The 14,884-nt window shown below is 68.4% G+C and carries 15 protein-coding genes; 10 read left to right on the top strand and 5 right to left on the bottom strand.

Annotated features, from left to right (window positions below; translation table 11 throughout):
• On the top strand, positions 1-1,855 hold a 1,855-nt coding region (locus ACIQ3R_RS07610), incomplete at its 5' end, for a CoA transferase (RefSeq protein ID WP_397416941.1).
• On the opposite strand, the gene pyk is transcribed toward ACIQ3R_RS07610, so the two are convergent.
• Positions 1,848-3,275 carry a pyruvate kinase gene (pyk, locus tag ACIQ3R_RS07605; RefSeq protein WP_397416939.1) on the bottom strand — a complete coding sequence of 476 codons (1,428 nt, stop codon included), beginning with the start codon at positions 3,273-3,275 and terminating at the stop codon, positions 1,848-1,850. The genes ACIQ3R_RS07610 and pyk overlap by 8 nt on opposite strands.
• Before the next feature lie 134 nt (positions 3,276-3,409).
• On the opposite strand from pyk, the gene ACIQ3R_RS07600 reads away from it, so the two are divergent.
• The 5 genes from ACIQ3R_RS07600 (at position 3,410) to ACIQ3R_RS07580 (ending at position 8,799) form a co-directional block, all read left to right on the top strand.
• Entirely contained in the window at positions 3,410-3,763 is a 354-nt protein-coding gene (locus tag ACIQ3R_RS07600) for a DUF1428 domain-containing protein (RefSeq protein ID WP_397416937.1), read from the top strand.
• Positions 3,764-3,899: 136 nt separating this feature from the next.
• On the top strand, positions 3,900-5,711 hold the full coding sequence (locus ACIQ3R_RS07595) for a transglycosylase domain-containing protein (protein ID WP_397416934.1): 1,812 nt from the start codon (positions 3,900-3,902) through the stop codon (positions 5,709-5,711).
• A gap of 62 nt (positions 5,712-5,773) precedes the next feature.
• The gene (locus tag ACIQ3R_RS07590; RefSeq protein WP_397416931.1) at positions 5,774-7,753 is read left to right on the top strand and encodes a hypothetical protein; all 1,980 of its coding nucleotides are present in this window, start codon (positions 5,774-5,776) and stop codon (positions 7,751-7,753) included.
• Positions 7,754-7,763: 10 nt separating this feature from the next.
• A complete protein-coding gene (locus ACIQ3R_RS07585) occupies positions 7,764-8,183 on the top strand; it encodes a hypothetical protein (protein ID WP_397416929.1) in 420 nt (139 codons plus the stop codon).
• A gap of 40 nt (positions 8,184-8,223) precedes the next feature.
• Entirely contained in the window at positions 8,224-8,799 is a 576-nt protein-coding gene (locus tag ACIQ3R_RS07580) for a hypothetical protein (protein ID WP_397416927.1), read from the top strand.
• A gap of 52 nt (positions 8,800-8,851) precedes the next feature.
• Here the strand turns inward: ACIQ3R_RS07580 and ACIQ3R_RS07575 are convergent, their stop codons facing one another.
• Positions 8,852-9,616 (bottom strand): SDR family NAD(P)-dependent oxidoreductase, encoded by a 765-nt coding sequence (locus tag ACIQ3R_RS07575; protein ID WP_397416925.1) that lies wholly within the window; start codon positions 9,614-9,616, stop codon positions 8,852-8,854.
• Between the two features lie 2 nt (positions 9,617-9,618).
• Entirely contained in the window at positions 9,619-10,431 is an 813-nt protein-coding gene (locus tag ACIQ3R_RS07570; protein ID WP_397416923.1) for an enoyl-CoA hydratase/isomerase family protein, read from the bottom strand.
• 155 nt (positions 10,432-10,586) lie between these two features.
• Here ACIQ3R_RS07570 and ACIQ3R_RS07565 point away from each other — a divergent pair, with 155 nt between their 5' ends.
• The 3 genes from ACIQ3R_RS07565 to ACIQ3R_RS07555 are packed head-to-tail and all read left to right on the top strand — an operon-like array spanning position 10,587 to position 13,151.
• Positions 10,587-11,555: an alpha/beta fold hydrolase gene (locus ACIQ3R_RS07565; RefSeq protein WP_397416921.1), complete on the top strand. Its 969-nt coding sequence runs from the start codon at positions 10,587-10,589 to the stop codon at positions 11,553-11,555.
• A 2-nt stretch (positions 11,556-11,557) separates the two neighbouring features.
• Positions 11,558-12,355 carry an enoyl-CoA hydratase/isomerase family protein gene (locus ACIQ3R_RS07560; RefSeq protein ID WP_397416919.1) on the top strand — a complete coding sequence of 266 codons (798 nt, stop codon included), beginning with the start codon at positions 11,558-11,560 and terminating at the stop codon, positions 12,353-12,355.
• A 4-nt stretch (positions 12,356-12,359) separates the two neighbouring features.
• The gene (locus ACIQ3R_RS07555; RefSeq protein WP_397416918.1) at positions 12,360-13,151 is read left to right on the top strand and encodes a glutathione S-transferase family protein; all 792 of its coding nucleotides are present in this window, start codon (positions 12,360-12,362) and stop codon (positions 13,149-13,151) included.
• Between the two features lie 118 nt (positions 13,152-13,269).
• On the opposite strand, the gene ACIQ3R_RS07550 is transcribed toward ACIQ3R_RS07555, so the two are convergent.
• Both ACIQ3R_RS07550 and ACIQ3R_RS07545 read right to left on the bottom strand, forming a co-directional pair.
• The gene (locus tag ACIQ3R_RS07550; protein WP_397416916.1) at positions 13,270-13,665 is read right to left on the bottom strand and encodes a DUF6632 domain-containing protein; all 396 of its coding nucleotides are present in this window, start codon (positions 13,663-13,665) and stop codon (positions 13,270-13,272) included.
• Between the two features lie 168 nt (positions 13,666-13,833).
• Positions 13,834-14,106: a hypothetical protein gene (locus ACIQ3R_RS07545; protein WP_397416914.1), complete on the bottom strand. Its 273-nt coding sequence runs from the start codon at positions 14,104-14,106 to the stop codon at positions 13,834-13,836.
• Between the two features lie 50 nt (positions 14,107-14,156).
• On the opposite strand from ACIQ3R_RS07545, the gene ACIQ3R_RS07540 reads away from it, so the two are divergent.
• Positions 14,157-14,873 (top strand): IS6 family transposase, encoded by a 717-nt coding sequence (locus tag ACIQ3R_RS07540; protein ID WP_397416912.1) that lies wholly within the window; start codon positions 14,157-14,159, stop codon positions 14,871-14,873.
• Positions 14,874-14,884: the final 11 nt, after the last annotated feature.

Here is a 14,884-nt window from a genome sequence, read left to right as displayed (position 1 = left end):
CTATGCCGATTGGCCTGGAACCGACGAGGTGATCCAGGCGCTGACCGGGCTGGTCTATGCCTTCGGTCCGGCCGAGGGGCCGCCGACCCTCGCCCAGGGGCACGGTCCGCAGGTGAGCGCCGCCCTGGCCGCCTTCAACGCCGCTATGGGCGCGCTGTTCGCACAGCCCCGCCCGCGGCGCATCTCGGTGTGCGTGCACGAGGCCCACATGTGCCTGACCGAGACCGGCGCTGTCTCCGCGCTGATGGAGGGCGGGCTGGCGGTGCGCCTCGGGGTCAATCGCTTCGTCCCGACCTATCCCTGCGGGAGCTATCCCACGACCGATGGCTGGCTGGGTGTAACCGCGCTGATCCCCGCCCAATGGAAGGCCTTCTGTGAGTTGATCGGCCGGGAGGCGATGGCCAGAGAGCCCCGCTACGCAACCTCGGTCGAGCGGTTGTTGCTGGCCGACGAGATCGATCCGCTGGTCGCGGACGCCGTCTCGAAGGGGTCGAGCGATCGATGGGTGCAGGGCGGGTTCGAGCGCCGCATTCCCCTGACTCCGATGGCGGATCTCGCCGGGCTGCCGCAGGAGCCGCACTGGCGGCAGCGCGGCGCTTTCGCGCCCTTCGATGCGGAAGGGCGTGTCGGCCCCACGCTGCCATATCGCTTTGCCCACCGCGGGGAATCGGGAGTCCGATTCGCCGGCGGCCCGCCCTCGGCGCCGCTGCGGGGCCTCCGGGTGGTGGATTTTTCCATGGGCTGGGCTGGGCCGCTTTGCACCCGCACGCTGGCCGATCTCGGCGCCGACGTGATCAAGATCGAGTCCGAGGGCCATCCGGACTGGTGGCGAGGCTGGGAGACGGACCAGAGCGGCGATCCGCCGCCGCGCGAGACCAAGTACAACTTCATCTCGGTCAACCGGAACAAGCGCGGCGTTGTGCTGGATGTGACCACGCCCGACGGCCTCGCCAAGGCCAAGGCCTTGATCGGCGACGCCGATGTGTTCGTCGAGAACTACGCCCCGGGCGCCATGGAGAAACTGGGCCTCGGCGCCGAGGTGCGCCGCGCGCTCAATCCGCAACTGATCTCGATCTCGATGCCGGCGTTCGGCCTGGGCGGACCCTTGAGCGGCATCCGGGCCTATGGCTCGACGGTGGAACAGGCGTCGGGCATGCCCTTCGCCAACGGCCGCGATGATTGGGCCCCTTGCTTGCAGCACGTAGCCTTCGGGGATCCGATCGGCGGGCTGAACGCGGCGAACGCCCTGCTTGCAGCGCTGTGGGGTCGCGCCGAACACGGGGGCGCGGAGATCGACTTGGCGCAGGTGGCCTGCCTGTTCGCCTACGCCGCCGACGCCCTGATCGCCCAGCAAGACTGTGATGGTCCGCTGCCACGAACTGGCAGCCGGCGTCCCCGCGCGGCGCCGACCTGCGTGGTGCGCGGCCTTGAGCCGGACACCTGGCTGGCCCTCTCCGTCCAAAGCGCTGAGGCCTGGCGAGGGCTTTGTCAGGTCATTGGCGCCGAGGCGTGGCTGGAGGACCCGGAACTGGCGACGGTTGCGGGGCGCAACCGCCATGCCGACCGGATCGAAGCCGCCGTCGCCGCCTGGGCTTTCGGCCTCACGCCCGACGCGGCGGCCCTGGCCCTGCAGGCCCGGGGCGTGGCGGCGGCGCCGGCGCTGCGCGTCGATCAACTGGGATACGATGTCCAGCTCGCCTCCACGGGCTTCTGGGCCGAGATGGAACGCGCCTATGTGGGCCGCTACATCACCCCGGCCGCGCCCTTCGCCTATGACGGCCAACGTCCCGCACTGCGCCTTCCGGCGCCGACGCTGGGGCAGCACACGGACGAGGTGCTGGCTCCGCTCAGGTGACCTTGGTGACGCGCAGCGAGTTGGTGCCGCCGGATTGGCCGAACGGCACGCCCGCGACCACCACCACTTCCTCGCGACGCTTGGCGAAGCCGCTCTTCAACGCCAGGGCGGCGGCCTGGGCGACGGTCTCGGTCATGGTGTGCGTGGTCTCAGACAGCAGGGCGTGAACGCCCCAGACCAGCGCCAGACGACGGGCGGTCTCCAGCCTGGGCGTCAGGCCCAGGATCGGCGGCGAGGGCCGCTCGCGCGCCACCCGCGTGGCGGTGCGTCCGGTCAATGAAAAGGCGCAGATGGCCTTGGCCTCGATGGTCTCGGCGACCTGGCGGGCGGCGGCGCAAATGGCGTCTTCCGCCGAGTGTTCCGGCGTCGGCCGCATGGCGGCGCGGGCGGCCTTCAGCTCGTCGTCTTCCTCGGTGCGGGCGATGATGCGGTCCATCATCCGCACGGTCTCGACCGGATACTTGCCGGTGGCGCTCTCGGCCGAGAGCATCACCGCATCCGCGCCGTCAAACACCGCGGTCGCCACATCGGAGGCCTCTGCGCGGGTCGGCGTCGGGTTCTCGATCATGCTCTCCATCATCTGGGTGGCGACCACCACCGGGCGGCCATGACGATGGGCGGCGCGGATCAGCCGCTTCTGGATCAGGGGCACGTCCTCGGCCGGCAGTTCCACGCCCAGGTCGCCGCGCGCCACCATGATGGCGTCCGACAGGCGCAGCACCTCGTCGATGGACTGAAGGGCGCCCGGCTTCTCGATCTTGGAGAGCAGGGCGGCGCGATCGCCGATCAGTGCGCGCGCTTCCGACACGTCTTCCGGCCGCTGCACGAACGACAGCGCGATCCAGTCGCAACCGATCTTCAGCGCGAATTCGAGGTCGGAGCGGTCCTTGGTCGTCAGCGCCGGTATCGGCAGGGTGAGACCGGGCAGGTTGACGCCCTTGTGGTCCGACAACCGGCCGCCGACCACCACGCGGGTCTCCAGGAATTCCGGTGTCTGGCGGGTGACCTCAAGCCGGATCTTGCCGTCATCGAGCAGCAGGACCGAGCCGGGCGAGGCGGCGGCCATGATCTCGGGGTGCGGCAGTTGCACCCGCTGGCTGTCGCCAGGGCGTTCCTGCAGATCGAGGCGCAACGTACGGCCCCATTGCAGAGCCACCGCTCCGCCGGCGAAGCGGCCGACGCGGAGCTTGGGGCCCTGCAGGTCGGCGAGAACACCGATCGGTCGGCCAGTCTTCTTCTCCACGCGACGGATACGCTCCATCACCTCCGCGTGCTGGTCCTGGGTTCCGTGGCTGAAATTGAGGCGAAAGACATCCGCGCCGGTGCGGAACAGTTCCTCCAGCCCCTCGGGGCTCGAAGACGCCGGCCCCACGGTGGCCACGATCTTCACCCGCCGTCGCCGTCGAACCGCCTCTGGCACGGTGTTGGATATCCTCTTCAGCGCCGGCGAATCCGAGCGCCTGCAAAGTGCGCCGCGGGAGCGGGGGGTTCAAGCCGCGCGCCGCGAACTGTTAGGATTGAACCTCGATCGTTCGGGCTGGAGGACTTTTGTTGATGTCCTATGTCGATGGACTCCTACTCGCCGTGCCGAAGTCGCGGTGGGAAGACTATAAGGCGATGGCGGCGCTCTCCGGCCAGGTTTGGATGGAACATGGCGCGCTGAGTTATGTGGAGTGCGTTGGCGATGACGTTCCCTACGGCGAACTGACCTCGTTTCCCCGCGCCGTTCAGGCCAAGGATGACGAGGTGGTGGTGTTGGCGTGGATCACCTATCCGACCCGAGCCGCCCGCGACGAGATCAACGCCAAGGTGTTCGCTGATCCCCGGTTGGCGGCGCACATGACCGCCGACGTGTTCGACACGCGGCGGATGGTCTTCGGCGGATTCGAGAGTTTCATGGAGCTCTAGGCCAAGGGGCTCACGTCCAGGATCGGCTCAGTCACGGCGCCGATCCGGCGGATTACCGCGAATTATCTTGGCCCGCCGCGGCGACTGGGCGAGACAGGGCGCGGACGGGCCTGACTGAGCCGGGAGCCTTCGCGCCTTGATCGCATCCACCGTCGCCGCCCTGGCGTTGCCAGCTTCGGTCCTGGCCGCCCAGGCGCCTGAACTGCCACGCATGCCGCCCATCGAACGGGCCCCACAGATCACCTATCTGGACCGCAATGGCGTGGTGATCGGGGTTCGCGGCGGTCGCTATGCGCCGGGCGTGGATGTCGGCAAGCTGCCGGCGCACGTTACGGCGGCCGTGGTGGCGATCGAGGATCGGCGGTTTTACGAGCACAACGGCTTTGACCCGCGGGGCATCGCACGCGCCGTCGTGGTCGGGGTGAGCCAGGGGCGCGCAACCCAGGGCGCTTCGACCATTACCCAACAGACCGCCCGTCTGCTGTTCCTGAATCAGGACCGTACGCTGGAACGCAAGGCGACCGAGCTGGTCTATGCCGTGGAGCTGGAGCGCGCCTATTCCAAGCGCCAGATTCTGGGCCTCTACCTCAGCCGCGCCTATTTCGGCGCCGGAGCCTATGGCCTGGAGGCGGCGGCGCGGCGCTATTTCGACAAGCCGGCGGCGCGGCTGACCTTGAAGGAATCGGCCATGCTGGCGGCGATCCTGAAGTCGCCCACCGGTTACAATCCGATCGACAAACCCGCCGAGTGCGAGGCCCGCGCCCGTCTGGTGCTGGCCGCCATGGTCGACACCGGCGCCATCACCTCAGCCCAGCGCGATGCGGCGGTGAAGCAGAAGCCCCGGGTTTGGAAGACGCCGCCGAACGGCGCCGCTCAGTGGTTTGTCGATTGGGTCGACGCCGAGGTGCGCCGCCAGGTCCCGCGTCTGACCCGCGATCTGACCGTCGACACGACGCTGGACGCGCCGATGACCCGGGCAGCCGGCGACGCGGCGCGCGGAACCGTCAGCCGTTACGCCGCCCAGCAGGCCGAACAGGCCGCGTTGGTGGCCGTCGATGGACAGGGCCGGATCCGGGCGCTGGTGGGCGGGACCGACTATGCGCGCGCGCCTTTCAATCGGGCGGTGACAGCCAAGCGACAGGCGGGATCGGCCTGGAAGCCGTTCGTCTACCTGACGGCTCTGGAACAGGGCCTGACACCGGATACGCCGGTTGTCGACGAGCCGGTGACCATCGCCGGCTGGAGCCCTTCGAACTACGAGGCCGGCGCCTTCCTGGGGCCGATATCCTTGGAAACGGCCCTGGCGCGGAGTGTCAACACGGTCGCCGCGCGGCTGGCCGATGAGGCGGGGCGTCCGGCTGTGGCGGCCACGGCGCGGCGGCTGGGCGTGGCCTCAACGGTCAACACCGATCCGGCTATGGCGCTTGGGACCACGTTGGTTTCGCCGCTCGAGATGACCCAGGCCTATGCGGTGCTTGCGTCCGGCGGTGTGCGCACGCCGGCCTACGGCCTCGAGCGGATCCGGTCGGGCGGTCAGACGATCTGGCGACGGCGCCCTGTTGCGCCGGTTCAGGCGGTGGGAAATCCGGCGCTGAGCGACCTCAACCGCATGCTGCGCACGGCGATGACGGCGGGCACCGGGACCCGCGCGGTTGTTCCGGGCTACGATCTGGCGGGCAAGACCGGCACGACCTCCGACTACAAGGACGCCTGGTTCTGCGGTTACACGGGCGGTCTCGCGAGCTGCGCCTGGATGGGCCGTGACGACAACAAACCGATGGCCCGGATCAGCGGCGCAACGGCGCCGGCTGAGCTGTGGCGCGGCTTCATGGGTCGAGCCCTGACACGGGTTCCCAAACAGGCGATTCCAGCCGGTCTCCAGCCACCGCCACCGCCCGAACCGGAACCTGAGGCCGAGCCTCTGTCCGAGACGCCCGACGCGGGCTGACGGATCGACCAAAGCCGGTCATGATGCCCCAAGCTCGAAAACGGGCGTTGGGGGAAGCGAAGATGATGCGCGCTTGGCGCTGGGCGGCAGGGCTCGCCCTTGGGGTCGGATTGGCGCTGGGCGCCCAGGCGGTGGCGAGCAGCCCGCAGCCGGCTTCGGTCGACGATTTCGTACTGCCGGATCAGGACTATCTCGCGCGCCAGCTCTATCGGCTTTCCGACGCCAAGGCTGTCGTACTGATCACCTATGCGACGGGCGACGCCACCGTGCGCCGGGAGGCGGCGGCCTATGCGGCGCTCAGGTCGCCGGGCGTCGAGGTGATGATGCTGGCTTCGCGGCTGGGGGAGCGGCGCGAGACCGTGAACCCGCAGATCAAGGCTCTGGGCCTGAACCTTCCGGTGCTGTTCGACTATCAGCAACTGGCGGGCGAGCAGCTGGGCGTCACCCGGGCGGGCGAGGTGATTGTCGTCGATCCGCGCAGTTGGACCGTGGCCTGGCGCGGGGCGCTGACCGGGCCCAGGGGCGAACCCTGGGCGGCCACCGCGATCGCCGCCGTGGCCGTAGGTCGCACGCCGACGACGCCGACCCGCATCGCGACCGGCGGGGTTATCGCGTTCCCGGAGCGCGGCCGGGCGCATGACCGCATCAGCTATGTGAAGACCGTCGCTCCGATCATCCAGGCCAAGTGCGCCACCTGCCATCAGCCCGGCGGCGTCGCGCCCATGCCGCTCAACACCTATGAGCAGGTGAAGGGCTTTTCGCCCATGATCCGCGAGGTTCTGCGCACCCGCCGCATGCCGCCCTTTCTCGCCGACGAGACGGTGGGCGCCTTCCAGCACGACGAGCGGCTGACCTCCGCCGAGATCAAGACCCTGGTCCACTGGGTGGAGGCCGGCGCACCGCGCGGACGGGGCGAAGATCCTCTGGCCAAGATCACCTTCCAGGCGCCCGACTGGCCGCTGGGCAAGCCGGACGTGATCGTCACGATCCCGCCTGTGAAGATCCCGGCATCCGGCGTGCTCGACTATTCGCGCCCGGTTGTGCCCAACCCGATGCCCGAGGGCCGATGGATGAAGGCCACGACCTTCCGCGTCACCGACCGCCAGGTGGTGCACCACATCCTGACCGGCGTGGTTGCGGGCGACCGCAGCGCCGGCGGCATGGCGTCTGAATCGGAGTGGGGCGCCTCGCTGGGCGGCTATGGCCCTGGGCGGGGATCGAACCTGCAGCCGCACGACACCGGCGTCTGGATCCCGCCGTCGGGCGGCGTGGCCTTCCAGAACCACTACACGCCCTATGGTCGCGAGACCGTGGAAGAGACCCAGATGGGCATCTACTTCTACCCCAAGGGCCAGGAGCCGAAGTACATCCTGCGCACCTTCGGCATCTTCGACTTCTCCATCGTGATCCCGCCCGGCGAGGAGTGGCACGCCGAGCGCGCCTATATCGATGTGCCGCGCGAGATGGTACTCTACGGCCTGACGCCGCACGCGCATCATCGTGGCGGCTCGGTGAACGTCTCGGTCCTGTTTCCTGACGGCCGGGAGCGCATGCTGCTGGCCCTGCCGCGTTACGAGTTCGAATGGCAGTACGAGTACTTCCTGAAAGAGCCCCTGACCGTGCCGGCGGGCTCGCGGATCATCACACGCTGGACTTTCGACAACTCCACCCGCAACCCCCAGAATCCGGACCCCAAGCGCGAGATCCGCTGGGGCGAGCAATCGTCTGAGGAGATGCTGGCGCTCTACCTCCACTATCGCTGGACCGAGGAGACGGTGGCCAAGCCCAAGCCGGAACTCGATCGCCTGATGCAGTCGGGCCTGATGATGGGGGTGATGGACGACAGCATGGACGCCAAGTTGCAGGTCACTGAGCTTAAAGGGCAGATGGGTGAACGGTTGAAGCCGTTCTTCGCCATGGTCGACGCCGACAAGGACGGTGGCGTGGATCGCAAGGAGCTGGACGCCGCGCTCAAGTTGATGCCGCGGCGACGGGCCCCGGCCGCCGCTCAGGCCGCGCCGACGCCCGCCGGCGGACTCTGATCGCCGGCCCATGCGGCTGTTGATTGCGATCGCCCTGGCCGCGCTCTCCGGCGCGGCGTTGGCGGCGCCGGATCCGGCGATGAAGGCGCTGATGGCCGCCGAGGTGAATCCCGGCGCTCTGGCGTTCTGGGCGGGCGGCAACGATCCGCCTGAGGGCGAGGCGTCGGCCGCCGCTGAGGCGCGGTGGATTGCGGCCGAGGCCGGTGCGCGGACCCTGCAGGCGGCCGGCCGCGCCATGGCCGAGCCCGGGGTCAGTCGACCGGGCTGCTGGAACGAGTTCGCCGCGCTGATGGTGTCGACCGGAGCCGAAGGCGAGGCCGCGTCCCGGGCGCGCAACGCCGAGCAGGCCTTCGAAATCGGCGGACGGCTCTATGACGCCTGCAATGGCTGCCACAAGACCTACGTGCCGACGCCGCAGCGATTGCCGTGATCGCCACATGGTCGCCGCGATGACGGGGGATCAGGCGCGGATGAGACTTCTGATCCTGGCCGGTGCGTTGCTGGCGCTTCCCAACCTCGCGGCGGCGGACCCCGCCCAGGAGGCTCGCTCGGCGACCGGCGCGTGCCTGGCCGCCGTGATCGAAGGCGCGCCGGTTGACGACATCGAAGGCGAGGCGGTGACCATCCGGCGCGGCGCGGACCCGGTAAGCTGCACCGTGCGGGTGACGGGCGGTGAACCTGTGGTGATCCGCGAGGCGGTGCTGGCGGCGATCAAGCGTCGGTCGGACCTCTTCTCTCCCGCCCGCACGCGCTGGGAGCCCGGCCTCCTGGCCTCACGTGAGACCTACTGCAACATCCCCAGCCGCCGGTCCTTTGTGGCCGTGGTGGCGACATCCAAGCCCGGCGGCATGCCGGTGCTGAGCGTGACAGTGTCGGAGACACCGACCCGGGACGTCCGGTGCGATCAGGACCAGGGCCTGCAGACGGCGGAGGTGGTCCCGGAACCGGCGGCGGTCGCCCCCGTCGCCCAGACATCCACGCCGCCGTCGAAAGCCAAGAAGAGCTGGCTGCAGCGCTTGCCCGGCTTCGGCCGAAAGGCGGAATAGCCTCTCCCCGACGCGAAGCGCTGGGGAGGGGTGGGGTAGGCCGGCTGGAAGGTCAGGCGTTCCGGGCCATAAGGCCGCCATCAACCGGGATGGTTGCGCCGGTGATGTAGGAGGCGGCGGGCAGGCACAGGCTCAGCGTGATGTGCGCCACTTCTTCCGGGCGGCCGTAGCGGCGCAGCGCCGTGCGGCGCTTGGCGTAGACCTGCTTGTCGGCGTCGGGCACGCCGGCCGTCATGCCGGTCAGGATCGGCCCCGGGCAGATGCAGTTCACGGTGATGCCTTCGGGACCCAGCTCCACCGCCAGCGCCCGGGTCAGCCCCGTGACAGCGGCCTTGGCGGCCGCGTAGGGACTGTCGCGGCTGGTGGCGCCCAGCGCCTCGGTGGAGGCGATGTTGACGATCCGCGGGGCGGCCGACTTGCGGAGATGCGGCAGGGCGGCGCGGATCAACCGCTGCTGAGCGGTGATCAGGATCGAGAAGGCGCGATCCCAGACTTGGTCATAGGACTCAGAGTCGATCGGGGAGAAGGCGGATATCCCCGCATTGTTGACGATCGCGTCGACGCCGCCGAAGCGCGCGGCGATAGCGCCGACGATAGACCGGATCGCGTCGCCGTCGGCCAGATCGAGGACGTAGGCCTCGGCGCTGCCGCCCCGGGCCCGGATGCCCGCCACCACCTCGTTCAGCGCGCCCTCTGTGATGTCGATGGCGGCCACATGCGCGCCCTCGGCGGCGAAGACCTCGGCGGTGGCGCGGCCCATGCCGCTGGCCGCGCCGGTGACAATGACGACGGAACCCGCGACGGATCGGCTGGTCATGCTCATCTTCCCTGGAACGTGGGCGCGCGCTTTTCGAGGAAGCTGGCGACGCCTTCCTTGTGATCTTCGGTCTGCATCAGAAGGCGGATCTTCTCGATGGCCCAGGCCCCGATCTCGCGTGGATCGCCATAGGCGTACTTCGACAGACCGGCCTTCAAGTGACGCACGGCCAGCGGCGGATTGGCCGCGATGCGGGCCGCCAGCGCCCGGGCGGCGGGCATAAGCTCGGCGTGCGGCGTGACCTGGGTGACCAGCCCGATCCGCAGCGCCTCGGCGGCGTCGATCACGTCGCCGGTGAACAGCAGTTCGGCGGCCTTGGCGGGGCCGACGATGGCGGGCAGGCGGTAGAATCCGCCCACGTCGCAGACCAGCCCGCGCTTGACGAACAGTTCGCCGAACTTGGCCGTCTCCGAGGCGATGCGGATATCGGCGAACAGCGCCAGCTCCATGCCCCAGCCCACAGCCGCGCCGTTGACCGCCGCGATCAGCGGCTTGTCGAGCTCCAGCGCCGCCATGGCCGCGGGCGTGGCCGTGAAGGTGACCGGCATGGGCGCCCGCGAAACCGGCCGTGGCCCGGCCATGATCTCGCCCACGTCGTCCCCGGAACAGAAGGCCGGGTCGGCGCCGGTGACGATCACGCACCGCACCTCCGGATCGGCGGCGGCCGTGCGCAGGCTGCGCTCCAGCTCATCATAGGCCGGATAGTTCAGCGCATTGCGCCGATGCGGCCGGTTCAGAGTGATCGTGGCGACGTGGTCTTCGAGCGAGATGACGACATGCTCGAACCCCGCGCCCGTTTCGACCAGCGAGACCATCGGCGCTTCCTCCCTTGGCCTTCGACTGTTCGCCCGGCGGCGGGGGAGGTCAACGGTGACGGAGGGGGAGGTCTGGTCCCTGCCGCACGGTCAGTCTTGCCAGCGGGCCCGCAGGCCCGAACATGCCGTCGGTCCAAACCCGGAGCCGTACGCCCATGCCGACCTTCACACGAATCGATACCGGACGCGCGCGGCTGCGCACGGCCGTGGAGGGTGAGACGGGGCCGGTGGTCATCATGGTCCACGGCTTTCCGGAGAGCTGGTACTCCTGGCGGCATCAGATCGGGCCGGTGGCGGCGGCCGGATACCGGGTCGCGGCGCTGGACGTGCGCGGCTATGGCGGCTCGGACAAGCCCTATCCGATCGACGCCTACAGCATGGAGGCGCTGACCGGAGACGTGATCGGGGTGGCCGACGCGCTTTCGCCCGATGCGCCCGTGATCCTGATGGGCCACGACTGGGGCGCCCCCATCGTCTGGAACACCGCCTTCTCTCGGCCGGACCGGATCTCGGCGGTGGCCGGGCTGTCGGTGGCGTTCACCGGGGCGCCGGCGCGACCCTTCACGGACATCTTCAAGGAGGCCTTCACCGACAAGGGCCTGTTCTTCTACCAGGCCTGGTTCCAGAAGGTGGGGCCGCCGGAGGAGGAGGCGGAGAAGGACGTGCGCGACTTCCTGCGCAAGTTCTATTTCGGCATCGCCGGCGAGGCGCCCAAGGGCAGCTGGCCGATCAAGGGCGTCGATGCGTCCCTGCTGGAGGGCTTGGTCGATCCGGGCGTCTTCCCCGACTGGCTGAGCGCGGCGGACCTCGACTACTACGTGGAAGAATTCGAGCGCTCCGGCTTCCGGGGGCCGATCAGCCGCTATCGCAACCACGAGCGCGACTACGAATGGCTCCAGCAGTTCAAGGACCGAAAGCTCACGATGCCGACCCTGCTGATCGGCGGCGACAAGGACCCGGCGTTCAACGGCTTCGGCCGCATCGCTGACCCGGGCGCGATGATGCGCAACTTCGCGACCGACCTGCGCGGCGTGCACGTGCTGCCCGGCTGCGGACACTGGACCCAGCAAGAGCGCCCGGCCGAGGTGACCGCGCTGCTGCTCGATTGGCTGAAGGGGCTCTGAGCATGGCGGATCTGGAACTCAAGCAGGACGGCGACGTCGTCTGGGCGACCATGAACCGGCCCGAGCGGCTGAACGCGCTTTCGCGCAACCTGGTGAAGGAGCTGCGCGAGTTCTTTGTCGACCTCTACTGGCGGCGTGACGTGCGGGTCGTGGTTCTCAAGGGCGCCGGGCAGGCGTTCTGCGCGGGCCTCGATCTCAAGGAACGGGGCGATCCCCAAGGCGGCCGTTCCATCGGCGCCGGGCTCACCCGACAGCGGGAGATCAGCGAGATCGTCATCGCCATGCGGCGTTGTCCTCAGCCGATCATCGCCTGCGTCGACGGCGCGGCGGCGGGCGGCGGATTCGCCCTGGCCCTGGCCTCGGATGTGCGCATCGCCACGCCCCGCATGCGCATGAACGCCGCCTTCATCCGCATCGGCCTCTCCGCCTGTGACATTGGGGTGAGCTACTTCCTGCCGCGCATGGTGGGCTCATCGGTGGCGGCGGAATACATGCTGACCGGCCGGTTCATCGACGCCGAGCGGGCCTATCAGCTGGGGCTGGTCAGCCGGATTGTGGAGCCGGGCGAGCTGGAGGCGGAGGCCAGGGGCTTTGTCGACGACATGCTGCACGCCACGCCGCTGGGTCTTCGGCTCACCAAGGAGGCGCTGAACCACGCCATCGACGCTCAGGGCCTGGAGGCGGCCATCGCCATGGAGGATCGCAACCAGATCCTCGCCAGCTCCGACGGCGACTTCCAGGAGGGCGTGACGGCGTTCCTGGAGAAGCGCCGGCCCGTCTACCAACGCCGTGAGGGCTGAGCCGATGATCACCGTCTATGAGCACCCGCTCTCGCCCTACGCGCAGAAGGTGAAGATCGCGCTCCGCGAGAAGGGGCTGGCCTTTGAGCTGACCCAGCCGGGCGGCCTGGGCGCCGGCGGCGCGGCCGCCGAGTTCACCGATTTCAGCCCGCGCGCCGAGGTGCCGGCGCTGACCGACGGCGAGGCGCGGATCTTCGATTCCACGATCATCCTGGAGTATCTGGAGGACGCCTACCCGACCCCGCCCATGCTGCCGCCCGGGGCGGCGGATCGCGCGCGGGTGCGCTTGCTCGAAGAGGTGATGGACACCCACTACGAGGCGATCAACTGGGGCCTCTCGGAGATCCGCTGGTTCCGCCGCGCCGAGGGCGCCGCCGCTGAGGCGCTGTTCGCTGAGGCCAAACGCCAGACGGACGGCTTCCACAGCTGGCTGGAGGGTCAACTCGGGGATCGAACCTGGTTCAACGGCGAGACATTCGGCTGGGGAGACCTGTCGGTGGTTCCCTATCTCAACGGCTCGGTCGGCCATGGCCATCCGCCGCCTGTGGGTTCGAAACTGGCGGCCTGGCTGGCGCGGGCCAATGCGCGACCTTCGGTGGCGAGCTGCGTCGAGGAGGTCGCCGCCTCGGCGCGGGCCTCGGCCATGCCCAATGTCGCCGAGCTGGTGGAGAAAGGGCTGTTCAAGCGCGAGTACCGGGATCACCGGCTGGAGTGGATGATCAAGTCCGGCGGCGTCGATGTGGTCGTGAAGGGCCTGGAGCGGCGCAACATCCGCTTCGCGCCGGACTTCATCTAGGGGATGTCACCTGTCGTTGGAGGCCTCTTGTGGACTGCCGGGCCAAGGTCCGATCTCTGGCTCGAACCCAACGGGGAGAAACGACCCAAAGGGGGCACTATCGCCCCCTGAGAGGTCGTCAAACGCCATCATCGGCCCGCCTTGACCGCCACAAAGGCCAAGCCAAGGAAACACCGCCAGCCAGAATCCAAACATCGCCGAATAGGTGATGAAGGTGTGCTGGGTCATGTAGTGCGTGAAACAGCATTACGAGGCCGTGCGTGAAACTCGAGATCGCTACAAACCAAAGGAAACTGCCGTGTCGAATGGGGTTTTTGACGGCACGCGCCGCACAAACACCCAGCGCGAAATATACGCTCACGATCATCTGATCGTAGATTGCATTGTACGGTGGCCAGCGCCAGCCACCCAGCAGGTCGAAATAGACCGCGGCAGGGATGCCAATGAGGCCGGAAAACGCCCACAGAATGACTGCAGGGCGTAGCGCGCGATTGGCCTGATCGTCTGTCGTCACCTGATTGACCGTAAACCCTTCGATGGTCCGATAATCGCACGGTACATGTATCGCAGTTCATGGCCAATCGTGGACGCGAAGGAGCCGGTACTATGGTCCGGTTTCCACCCTTCTCAGAACTTCGGTAGGTCCGCTTTTGGGCGTTCATCCGGGGGCAAGTGTCAGGCTCTATCCACCTGACGAGCCGAAGGCGGCGGCAACCTGCTCGGCCCACGGCAGGTCGGCAATGGCCGTCAGGTCCTTGACCGACACCGCCAGTGGGCACCGCTGCAGCAGCAGTTTCTCGAGAACTGCCGGGGCCAGATAGGCCAGCTTGATCATCCGGCCGATGTACCGGTCGGATACGTCCTCGGTACGGGCCAGGTCCAGATTGGTGCTCACCTGCCCGGCCTCCAGCTTGCGCCGCCAGCTCCAGGCCCGTGCGATCGCCCGCAGCGGCATTGTCAGCTCAAATGCACCGGCCAGTAAGAGGTAGGGTTTAGGCGGGCGAAATGGCCCGCCAGAAAAAGACCCACGATCCGTTCCGCTGGTTCGACTCTTCGCCGGAGGTGATCCGGCTGGTGGTCATGATGTACGTCCGCTACCCGCTGTCGCTACGCAACGTCGAGGACCTGCTGTTCGAGCGCGGCGTCGATATCTGCCACGAGACCGTGCGCCTATGGTGGACCAGGTTCGGCCCGATGTTCGCCGCCGAGATCCGCAAGAAGCGGGTCGACGGGATGCGGAGCCACACCCACTGGCGTTGGCATCTCGACGAGGTCTACGTGAAGATCAACGGCGAGATGCGCTACCTCTGGCGCGCCGTCGATCACGAGGGCGAGGTGCTGGAATCCTTTGTCACCACGACCCGCGACAAGGCTGCGGCGCTGAAATTCATCAAGAAAGCGATGAAACGCCACGGCCGGCCCCGCGCCATCGTCACCGACGGTCTGCGCTCCTACGGCGCGGCGCTGAAGGCCATTGGCGCCGCCGGTCGCCAGGAGACCGGACGCTGGTTGAACAACCGGGTCGAGAATTCACACCAACCATTCCGACGCCGAGAACGGGCGATGGAGCGGTTTCGCAGGATGAAGACGCTCCAGAAATTCGCCACCGTCCACGGCACGGTCCACAACCTCTTCAATCAGGAACGCCACCTCATCAGCCGAGACCTCTACCGCCAAAGACGCTCAGCCGCCCTGGCTGAGTGGCGCGCGGTCATGGGCTAAGGCCCGGCCGG

The sequence above is a fragment of the Phenylobacterium sp. genome (genome assembly GCF_044371015.1).
GTDB lineage: Bacteria > Pseudomonadota > Alphaproteobacteria > Caulobacterales > Caulobacteraceae > Phenylobacterium.
Note: the sequence above shows the minus strand (reverse complement) of the source record. Positions and strands in the feature narration are given on the sequence as shown.

What these genes read in the sequence shown, in the direction of transcription:
- ACIQ3R_RS07600 (WP_397416937.1), top strand. Translation starts at nt 3,410, where the DNA reads ATGTCCTATGTCGATGGACTCCTACTCGCCGTGCCGAAGTCGCGGTGG.
- ACIQ3R_RS07590 (WP_397416931.1), top strand. Translation starts at nt 5,774, where the DNA reads ATGATGCGCGCTTGGCGCTGGGCGGCAGGGCTCGCCCTTGGGGTCGGA.
- ACIQ3R_RS07585 (WP_397416929.1), top strand. Translation starts at nt 7,764, where the DNA reads ATGCGGCTGTTGATTGCGATCGCCCTGGCCGCGCTCTCCGGCGCGGCG.
- ACIQ3R_RS07580 (WP_397416927.1), top strand. Translation starts at nt 8,224, where the DNA reads ATGAGACTTCTGATCCTGGCCGGTGCGTTGCTGGCGCTTCCCAACCTC.
- ACIQ3R_RS07575 (WP_397416925.1), bottom strand. Translation starts at nt 9,616, where the DNA reads ATGACCAGCCGATCCGTCGCGGGTTCCGTCGTCATTGTCACCGGCGCG.
- ACIQ3R_RS07570 (WP_397416923.1), bottom strand. Translation starts at nt 10,431, where the DNA reads ATGGTCTCGCTGGTCGAAACGGGCGCGGGGTTCGAGCATGTCGTCATC.
- ACIQ3R_RS07565 (WP_397416921.1), top strand. Translation starts at nt 10,587, where the DNA reads ATGCCGACCTTCACACGAATCGATACCGGACGCGCGCGGCTGCGCACG.
- ACIQ3R_RS07560 (WP_397416919.1), top strand. Translation starts at nt 11,558, where the DNA reads ATGGCGGATCTGGAACTCAAGCAGGACGGCGACGTCGTCTGGGCGACC.
- ACIQ3R_RS07555 (WP_397416918.1), top strand. Translation starts at nt 12,360, where the DNA reads ATGATCACCGTCTATGAGCACCCGCTCTCGCCCTACGCGCAGAAGGTG.
- ACIQ3R_RS07545 (WP_397416914.1), bottom strand. Translation starts at nt 14,106, where the DNA reads ATGCCGCTGCGGGCGATCGCACGGGCCTGGAGCTGGCGGCGCAAGCTG.
- ACIQ3R_RS07540 (WP_397416912.1), top strand. Translation starts at nt 14,157, where the DNA reads ATGGCCCGCCAGAAAAAGACCCACGATCCGTTCCGCTGGTTCGACTCT.